The sequence below is a fragment of the Vibrio sp. Isolate22 genome, from assembly GCF_022398115.1.
GTDB lineage: Bacteria > Pseudomonadota > Gammaproteobacteria > Enterobacterales > Vibrionaceae > Vibrio.
Genome location: NZ_JAKEUW010000035.1, coordinates 43463 through 52780, shown reverse-complemented (window position 1 = coordinate 52780; position 9318 = coordinate 43463). Strand labels below are relative to the sequence as shown.

Sequence of the window (9318 nt, the reverse complement as noted above, 5' to 3'; positions counted from 1 at the left end):
TCGAGAAAAGGTAACTGCTTGGATAATGCGGTTGCTGAAAACTTTTTTGCTTTACTCAAAACAGAGATGTATCACAACCAAAGCTTTGAAGATGCAGATGCTCTGATAGAGCAAATTAAAGAATACATCGAGTACTACAATACCAAACGTATAAAAGTGAAACTAAAAGGCCTGACTCCGATAGAATATCGAACTCAGGCCTTGAAAGCCGCTTAACAGAAATGTCCAACTTTACGGGGTCACATCAATTTGCTGGCTTTTTGAATATGTCATTGCCGGACAAGCGCTACGCGCCTTTCAGCGTCTTCTTAAGATTTTGCATGAAGTTTCTGAAGTGAGGCATGAAATCAACAAACAGAGGGTGTTTTCTATCTTGCATCATCAACGGTCCCAGTAAGCGAATACTTACACCTAGTCTCGTTGCGGATTGCTCGTCTAAGCCACTGTCCTGCTTAATCTTATCTACAATCGCGAACATGTTTTCTCTATCTTCAATTTCAAACTGCATGGTTTGCAGTTCACGATCTTCCTTGATGTTCACTTCTTCGATAGTGATACGGTAGTGATTGTGTTTACCTGTGATTGTTTGCATCGTCATTACTGTCTCCTAACTTGAATTTACGAACAATTAAGTTGATAATGTCAACTATAAATACAATGGTTGATAATGTCAACTATATTTCTAAGGATCGTTTATGTCTGATAACACATCGTTGGAGTCTATCTTTCGCTTAGTACACTCTTTGAAACGCCAAATGAGTGAGCAGATTGAGAGCTTGGATTCTGAGATCGCACCTATGAATATTCGTGTCATGAAGATCATTACTAAGAAATCTCCATGTACGGCTATCGATATCGCACACTTCCTAAACCGCGATAAAGCACAGGTCACGAGATTAGTTAATGCTTTGATCAATCAAGAACTTGTAAAGAAGTCTCCAAACCCTGAAGACAAACGCAGCCAGTTGTTGGTACTGACTAGTAAAGGTGAAGAAATCATGACTAAGGTTTCGAATATTGATCGAGAGATGCTTCAGAGAATGACTAAAGGCATGAACAAAGATGAGCTAGAACAGTTCAGCCAAATAGCGAACAAAATGGCTCAAAACCTAGAAAACTGCCCTAAGTAATAAGCTGCCCTTTCAAATAAGCCGCTGCTTACAAGAAGCAAGAACGCCACCGAATCCCAAGATCGGTAGCGTTTGTGTATCAGCTAACTTTTACATCGATGCGCGTTATAAAGATTTCGACTAAAATCGTCGTTCTAGTTTGATGCCAATTTCCACCAAGCTTGTGCGGGCACTGGCTCTGAAATCACCAAACGTTCACCCATGACAGGGCTCACCATCTGTACGTCTCGCTCCTTGCTTATCGCTAAGGCTTGTTCCATTGGGTCTTGCCAGGCGTGCATAGAAAGGTCAAATGTGCTGTTGTGGATCGGCATCATCACCTCACCTTTAAGGTCGATGTGCGCTTGAACGCTCTGCTCTGGGAACATATGAATATCGGCCCAAAGTGAGTTATACGCACCCGTTTCAACCATGGTTAAATCAAACGGCCCGAAGCGCTCGCCAATCTCTTTAAAACCATTGAAGTAACCAGAGTCACCACTAAAGAAGACTTTTTTGTCTGAAGCCTTAATAACCCAGCTACCCCATAGGGTTTGGTCACGATCAAGCAAGCCACGCCCAGAGAAGTGCTGTGTTGGGGTCAAGGTAAACTCGATATCTGACGCTGTTGCCGATTCCCACCAGTTCAATTCTATGATTTTCTCTTTGTCCACGCCCCACTTTTCAAGTAGTGCACCAACTCTGAGTGGCACCAAGAATGTCCCTACTTTATCGGCTAATACTTTAACTGCACCTTTGTCTAAATGGTCGTAATGATCATGGCTAATAACCACCACATCAATATTAGGGAGTTCTTGCAGTGAGATAGGGGTTGGGTGGAAACGCTTTGGTCCCATCCATTGAACAGGTGATGCGCGATCACTGAACACAGGGTCAGTCATCACTAACTTACCATCTAGCTTCATCATCACACTTGAGTGACCTAAACGGTACGCAACGTCTTCTTGCTCTTCAATCAGCTGTTCTGCTGTCATGGGAACGAGAGGCAATGCGGTTCGTGGCACTGGCTCATTTCTTTCTACAGTTACATACGCCTGCAAGATTGAAAAAATATCAGACATACCCGACTTGTACTCTAACTCACTGTTAGCAAACTTCTTCGGAAGCTTATCTAGATTGTCATTTGATTGTGAACCTGTGCTTACGATAGCGACCACGGCAAGTACTCCTAAAATCGGTAATAGATATTTTTTCATTGGTATCTCTTCAACTGTTGGGAAAGCCCAACTCAAAAACTACACTAACTAGTTTACATACCAAAAAACAAAAGTAAACCAGTGAGTGTAATTTTTTATTCGTCAAATTTAGAAGCGAAGCACTCCGTATACCGAGCACAGACCAATGTGGACATCTTAAATCTGTACAAATATCGCACAACACTCATTTCTAGACTTCATTTATTGACCATAGAGTCAGGTTTTAATTAACATTGCACTTACAAATGGAATTGAATGTTTTTAGAAGGGAATCTAAATTGCAATTGACTATACGAACCAAAGCGATACTGGCGACGATCGTCGCTGCTCTTGCCATTATTAGCGTGATGGGAGTGTATTCATTTCAATCAAGCCGGGCTATTTTGATTGATAGAACCTTCGAGCGAGAATTACCAGCTTCACTCGGCGAGGTGAGTAATGAAATAAACCTCAAGTTGGAAACGCCTATCCTTGCATCAAAGATGATGACGCTTTCGCCTTTAATGCAACAAACCAGACTTTCGGAACAAGAGCTTCGAACCTATCTTCAATCTGTTAAAAGTGAGTTCAACGCGATCAGTGCCTATTACGTTTCCAACGAAGCGAGCACTTACTATACCCATAATGGCGTACTGAAAACGATCTCTACCAATGAACAAAGTGACCAATGGTTCTACCGCTTCATCGAGTCAAATCAGCCATTTGAGCTCTCTTTGGATATTGATGCAGCCACCGGAATCCCAGCACTGTTTGTTAACTATGTGGTCACTCGCAATGGTGAACGTATTGGTGTGACAGGTATCGGCTTAACGTTGGAAAGTATTACTCAACTGATCAGCAACTATAGCGTCGGAGAAAGCGGTATTGTTTTTCTTGTCGATCAAGAGGGGATCATCAAGGTTCACCCAGATAAAAATCTGATTGGACGCTCACTAGACTCTGTAGGAATTAAGGCTAATCAGTTGATCGGCAGCAAACAAACCGTCGTTCATGAGGCCACCGTCGATGGTCAGCCACTAATTCTGGGCTCCAAAGCGATGCCAGGTATAGGTTGGACTCTGATTACACAAATTCCCAAGCAGGACGTATTAGGCGAATTAAATGGCTTCAGCCAAACCATCATCTTTATGGCCCTACTCATTGCTGCCATTTACACGCCAATCGCAGCATGGGCGACCAACAAGCTCTTGCTACCGTTTGTGGAAGTAGCCGAGCGATTACAACAGATAGGGAAAGGGGGTGGTGATCTCACCTTTCGCTTAGATGATTCGCGACATGACGAAATAGGACAAATCGCCAAAGGCTACAATCAATTCGTGCAATATCTGAGTGATTTACTCAAAGATGTCTCGAACACGGGTATTCAAATATCTGAATCTATCCAAGGTGTCGATCATATGGCGCAGTCGATGGAGCAAGACATCAAACAACAAACCAGCCAGATCGAACAAGTTGCAACAGCCATTCATGAGATGGGTGCCAGCTCAGACGAAATCGCCCAAAACGCTAATGGTGCCGCCGACAGTGCACAACATGCAGCGAGTGCAATCAGCATTGGTCAAAAGTCCGTTTCTGTCACTTCAGAAAGCATTGAACATATGAACAAGCAGCTCGATGACACAACGGACATTATCAATCAACTCGCTCAAGATGCGAACTCTATCGATACCGTGTTGGATGTCATCAACAGTGTCTCTGAACAAACCAACCTACTAGCCCTTAATGCAGCGATAGAAGCCGCTCGCGCAGGCGAACAAGGTAGAGGTTTTGCGGTAGTAGCTGACGAAGTGAGAACCCTCGCCTCACGAAGCCAAGCGTCGACCGAAGAGATTCGAGGTATTATTGAAAAGCTTCAGCAGCGTACTCAACAAGCCGTGACAGCCATCGAAACCAGCACCACCCTTGGCAGTAAGTGTCAGGTCGAAGCCTCCAACTCAGAGCAACAACTCTCAAGCATTTCTCATAGTGTCGATCAGATGAATGCCATGAATATGCAGATCGCCTCAGCGACGAGTCAGCAATCTAACGTCATCAACGAGATTTCACCGCACATCTCTGGAATTTCTGAAATAGCCAGAGAGAGCGATAGCATGATTGAGAAAACGGCTCAGGAGTGCCAACACTTGCGGGCTAAGGCAATGCATTTAACGAGTTTGGTTTCTCAATTCAAATGTTAGCTTCAATGGAACGCGAAATACGCTGACCACTCCCACTCAAGTTAGTCAGCCGACCATACATTCTTGAAATCTGGCCATCCCCAGTTGGTGATGGCTACGTTTTTCAGAATCCCTTGGAAACGCACGGTTTGTAAGTGATGGAACATCGGGACTAACCAATAATCAGAAATTAGTGTCGATGCAATAGGTTCCAACTCAGCCAAGTAATCCGGTAATTCAACCGTTGCTTTGTGCTGATCTAATCGTTGCTTGAGCCAATCACTGTTCATCTCTCCGAGCGCGGAATGTAATACAGGGTCATTCATCAACCACGAGAACAACGAAGATGGCGCATTGTCATCGAGATTCAGGTTACACAGTACCAAGTCCTCTTTTAAATCGCCCCGCTGAGAAAGCTGAGCCAATTCTCGAAAACTGTAGGTATTCACCTCAACTTCCACACCATGTCTTTTAAGAATATCTGACACCGAAATAGCACATCGATAGAGGGCATAGTAGTTATAAACCGCGATGCTCAACTTCTTAGGCAACTCAGTCTCTCTAGAAGGCGTTCGATACAGCTTCTGCCAACTTGGCAATATGTTCTGAGCCAAAGAGACACTGAATAAGCCTTGGTTTTGCTCAAGTTGCGTCAAAATAGCCTGTGGGTTTGCAAGTGATGATAGGTACTTACGTTGTTCATCACTTAGCGAGTTTGCCGCTGAATTTTGGTTAAATAGAATAAACAAACAACCGTCTTCGATTCGACTGCGAAGCCCGTCTGTTTCAGCAGACACTAACTCAGTGTCGCTCTTCCCTAATTGATGAAAACAGGCCGAATCTTCATACGGTGACACCTGCATCTGGCTATAATCGAATCGAGCGCTACCAGTCATCGATTCCTCAAACTGCCAAATGGTCACCTCATCGGTTAAAGAGCGACAACCGTAAAAGTGTTCGAATGCCGAGAGCTTGATACGCTCACTGTTGGTTTCAACCACTCTGAAAGGGCCTGTACCAATCACAACATGAGAAGCTGAGTTTAATGGTGAAGGCTCACGGGTCACCTGTGCTGCCGGTTGAATCGAATACTTAACGCCAGCAAGCAAACCCGCAAAGCCAGTATCCGCTTGGGTTAGTTTAAAACTGATCCTTAATGGCTGCTCACTGTAAATGGAAGATACATGAGCCAACTCAGCTTGATAAAAAGGCAGGGCTTGCAAAGCAGTAAACAAAGCAACTAGCTGTTTGGCATCAACAGGCTGCCCATCATGGAAAGTCAAACCGGGGCGCAGATAGAAAGTCCAAACCAATTGCTCAGTGTCATATTCCCAATGGTGAGCTAACTCAGGCTTCAGTTCGCCCTTGCCGTTACATGTCACTAAGCAGCTAAACACTTGCCTGATCAAAAATCGCTCACTACTGCGATGTATATGATGTGGAAACAGATCCTCAAACTTGCGTTTATAGGTTAATTGAACATGCAAGAGCCCTTCACGCATGGTTGCGCCGGAGGTTTCTTGTAGTAAAGAGCCAAACACAGCGCGGTCATTATCTAATATCGAGAGCGCTTTTTCGTACTTGCCCTGCTCTATCAACTTACTCGCGACATGCTGAGCCAATTCTGGATTGCTAAAACGCAGTGTTAAGTTAGAGCGTTGATTCCTGCCAACTTTTGGTTCCCACACGACCCATTCAGCTTGATGCATTTTGCCTAACATGGTTCGAGCATGGCGCAAGCTTGTAAACAACTTATCTGCCACTTCCGTTAAGGTCACGGAGTGAGAAATGTTTGGCTCGAACGATTCTAGCCGCGTGTAGTAACGCATCATGTTTAGATCAGACAAATAATGAACCTTTTAAACGTAGCTCTTCCTAATTAAGCCCATTATAAAACACAATCGTAAAAAAGTAGTGCGATATGACCAAAACAGGAACAACCAATAAAAATACCATCTGTTTTTTAGTTCCTCTTAATTAACCATAATGAACGGGTCAGCAACAAACCATAGGTTGTAAATGAAGCCTAACTAGAGAGAGTAATGACCATGAGAAAATACTATCTTAACAAGCTAAAAAGCACCTGCAGTAAGCTCGAAAGAGAAGCACTACGAACACTTTTAGATCTATGTAACTGGCGTTATTAGTACACTTTTTAGCACCGAGTAAACGCGAGTTGAGCACAGCCTAATATGCTCCTACCCCCAATATGAGTTAGGTCTCAACTCGCTTTTCCTTTCAAAATCCCCTCCCAAGCCTGCTGTACCAATAGCTCACACAATCGATAGATTTCCGTTGTCGACTCGACAAATTTAATTCGTTTTCTTAGTTAAACAAAAAGCCTTAAGGTTCGCCCCGAAGCAAGCAAGGAGCCTCAGAAAAAACTGAAAGCTCAGCTAACAACTAAATAATTTTGCAGTTACCAATCAGGTATTAACTAAGGAAACGCCATGCGTATCGCAATTCTTTCTCGTAACGAAAATCTATACTCTACCGCTCGTCTAAAGCAGGCTGGAGAAGCACGTGGTCATCAGGTCGATGTTATCGACACGTTGCACTGTGATATAGATATCGCGAGTAACAATCCGAAGATTCGCTACATGGGTGAAGAGCTACCTCAATACGACGCGGTTATCCCACGTATTGGCGCTTCCATTACCTTTTACGGAACTGCGGTTGTTCGCCAATTCGAAATGATGGGCACTTTTTGTATCAATGAGTCAGTAGCTATCAGTCGTTCTCGCGACAAACTTCGCTCACTACAACTGTTGTCTCGTAAAGGTATTGGCTTACCAAAAACAGGTTTCGCTAGCCGCCCAGACAAGATTCAAGACTTGATCAAAAACGTAGGTGGTGCGCCACTGGTTATCAAGCTTCTTGAAGGCACTCAAGGTATCGGCGTTGTACTAGCAGAAACAAACAAAGCAGCAGAAAGCGTTATCGAAGCGTTCATGGGCTTAAAAGCGAACATCTTAGTTCAAGAGTTCATTGAAGAAGCAAATGGCGCAGACATCCGTTGTTTTGTTGTTGGCAACAAAGTAATTGCTGCAATGAAGCGTCAAGCTGGTGAGGGTGAATTCCGCTCTAACCTGCACCGTGGCGGCACTGCTCAACTGGTTAAACTAACCAAAGAAGAGCGTGCGACAGCAATCAATGCAGCGAAAATCATGGGATTAAACCTATGTGGTGTAGATATTCTACAATCTAAGAACGGCCCAGTAGTAATGGAAGTAAACTCTTCTCCAGGCCTAGAAGGCATCGAGAAAGCAACGGGTAAAGATGTAGCAGACATGATTTTCGAATTCATCGAGAAGAATGCAAAACCAAACGCTAACCGTACTCGTGGCAAGGGCTGATTGAATACCGATAACTCATGATTGGAAAGAAAATGAACAATAAAATGATCATAGGGAATACCGAAGCACTTTGCTTACCAGAGTTAGGGATAACTGGACTACATACACGTGTTGATACAGGGGCAAAAACCTCTTCTCTACACGTAGACAATCTACTATGTGTTAAATCAAACGGTGAGAAATTCGTAGAGTTTGACCTTCACCCAGACGTTTATCACCTAGAAGAGACGGTGCGCTGCAAGGCGAAACTGAAAACAAGTAAGAAAATTAAATCATCTAACGGCGAAGTTGAACACCGTTGCGTGATTGAAACCATGCTAAGAATCGGTGGTCAACAATGGCCTATCGATATCACGCTAAGCAACCGTCAAGACATGACTTACATGATGTTGCTTGGTCGCCAAGGCATGAGTGACAAAGTGATTGTTGATCCAGCGGGCGAATTCCTACTGACTCACTAATCTGAGCCATCGTAACCGCTCCACAGGTTATGACTAAAGCTCGCCACAACGATATAAGGCCAGTCTCATGACTGGCCTTATTGCTTCTATTTCCTAGGTAAACCTCACCTATTTCTTAGATTTACCATGAGATTGAAAACCAAAACGCCAAATTGAGAGCAGCAGTTTCTTGGTTTTAATTTTTGTTACCCGCCAATGCGTCACAGGCCTTCTTGGTGCACTCATCAACAAATGGTCAAACGCCTTCTGATTCAGTTCCACTTGCCCTCCATGCGCCACCAACAGGGTGTCGATCTGCATGTCATAAATGCGTGACACAGAATCACGATACTTATTAGGGTGGAAGATCGGGAAAGGCGGAATGAGCTTCTTTTTGACCTCTACCATCAAATCAGCCACATAGGCAACGCTGTGTGATGGAGAATACACAGAGAGATCTCTGTCGGTGTGCCCCGGCGTTTCCAACACTAACCAATCATCAAAGCCAGGAATGCTATCGCCATCTGATAGCTTGTAATCCGGCTTTAACTTCCTCGAATACCAAAGGTTTGCTTTGGGTTTGCCTAAACGATTCGCCATCCATCGTGCCAATGCCAGATCGGTCAGATGCATCAAGATGCCGTCGATACCGTGATACCAATCTTTGTCTCTGTTTGCAGCGACCAAATGACAGTTCGTTAGCTTTCTGAGCTTGTGCGCAGCCCCTGCGTGATCGGGGTGCATGTGCGTAACGACCACAGTATGCAGATCAGAAAAATCTCGCATTAGCTCAGTTTCAATAAAAGCCTTCAAATGCGGAATATCGGCTCGACATGCGCCATCGAGCAACAATAATTTGTCTGGGTACTCCACCAAATACATGTCTTGGATGTAACCTTTAATGGTATGCAGTTGCAAACCCACTCCTTGTGATAAACCAACTGGTCAGACCTATACCATAGCAAACTCATATTTATTTGTAATAAATTTGTTAACTATAAAATCACATCAAAGTACCATGCTCTTCCGCTCTTTTATCG

Annotated in this window: 9 protein-coding genes; 5 read left to right on the top strand and 4 right to left on the bottom strand. The window is 44.0% G+C overall.

All coding sequences use genetic code 11. From position 1 onward, the window contains the following. The coding region (locus L1D55_RS18045; protein WP_152966870.1) for an IS3 family transposase at positions 1 to 216 on the top strand (216 nt) is incomplete at its 5' end. 70 nt (positions 217 to 286) lie between these two features. On the opposite strand, the gene L1D55_RS18040 is transcribed toward L1D55_RS18045, so the two are convergent. Next, entirely contained in the window at positions 287 to 592 is a 306-nt protein-coding gene (locus L1D55_RS18040; RefSeq protein ID WP_102423021.1) for a DUF3861 domain-containing protein, read from the bottom strand. 103 nt (positions 593 to 695) lie between these two features. Between L1D55_RS18040 and L1D55_RS18035 the strand changes: the two genes are divergently transcribed. Next, positions 696 to 1130, top strand: a complete 435-nt coding sequence (locus L1D55_RS18035) for a MarR family winged helix-turn-helix transcriptional regulator (RefSeq protein ID WP_128163637.1) — start codon at positions 696 to 698, stop codon at positions 1128 to 1130. 134 nt (positions 1131 to 1264) lie between these two features. Here L1D55_RS18035 and L1D55_RS18030 read toward each other — a convergent pair whose 3' ends face one another. Then, positions 1265 to 2326, bottom strand: a complete 1062-nt coding sequence (locus L1D55_RS18030) for an MBL fold metallo-hydrolase (RefSeq protein ID WP_239918345.1) — start codon at positions 2324 to 2326, stop codon at positions 1265 to 1267. 278 nt (positions 2327 to 2604) lie between these two features. Between L1D55_RS18030 and L1D55_RS18025 the strand changes: the two genes are divergently transcribed. Then, entirely contained in the window at positions 2605 to 4503 is a 1899-nt protein-coding gene (locus L1D55_RS18025; RefSeq protein WP_239918344.1) for a methyl-accepting chemotaxis protein, read from the top strand. 41 nt (positions 4504 to 4544) lie between these two features. On the opposite strand, the gene L1D55_RS18020 is transcribed toward L1D55_RS18025, so the two are convergent. Then, complete coding sequence (locus L1D55_RS18020) at positions 4545 to 6329, bottom strand: SgrR family transcriptional regulator (RefSeq protein ID WP_239918343.1); 1785 nt, start codon at positions 6327 to 6329, stop codon at positions 4545 to 4547. Between the two features lie 603 nt (positions 6330 to 6932). On the opposite strand from L1D55_RS18020, the gene rimK reads away from it, so the two are divergent. Further along, a complete protein-coding gene (rimK, locus tag L1D55_RS18015; protein ID WP_004740040.1) occupies positions 6933 to 7838 on the top strand; it encodes a 30S ribosomal protein S6--L-glutamate ligase in 906 nt (301 codons plus the stop codon). A gap of 32 nt (positions 7839 to 7870) precedes the next feature. Further along, positions 7871 to 8299, top strand: a complete 429-nt coding sequence (locus L1D55_RS18010) for a RimK/LysX family protein (RefSeq protein ID WP_004740039.1) — start codon at positions 7871 to 7873, stop codon at positions 8297 to 8299. A gap of 108 nt (positions 8300 to 8407) precedes the next feature. Here L1D55_RS18010 and L1D55_RS18005 read toward each other — a convergent pair whose 3' ends face one another. Further along, the gene (locus L1D55_RS18005) at positions 8408 to 9196 is read right to left on the bottom strand and encodes an MBL fold metallo-hydrolase (protein ID WP_128163631.1); all 789 of its coding nucleotides are present in this window, start codon (positions 9194 to 9196) and stop codon (positions 8408 to 8410) included. Positions 9197 to 9318: the final 122 nt, after the last annotated feature.

Bases quoted from the DNA above. Each gene is read 5' to 3' on its own strand.
- L1D55_RS18010 (WP_004740039.1), top strand. From the start codon at position 7,871: ATGAACAATAAAATGATCATAGGGAATACCGAAGCACTTTGCTTACCA.
- L1D55_RS18040 (WP_102423021.1), bottom strand. From the start codon at position 592: ATGCAAACAATCACAGGTAAACACAATCACTACCGTATCACTATCGAA.
- L1D55_RS18035 (WP_128163637.1), top strand. From the start codon at position 696: ATGTCTGATAACACATCGTTGGAGTCTATCTTTCGCTTAGTACACTCT.
- L1D55_RS18030 (WP_239918345.1), bottom strand. From the start codon at position 2,326: ATGAAAAAATATCTATTACCGATTTTAGGAGTACTTGCCGTGGTCGCT.
- rimK (WP_004740040.1), top strand. From the start codon at position 6,933: ATGCGTATCGCAATTCTTTCTCGTAACGAAAATCTATACTCTACCGCT.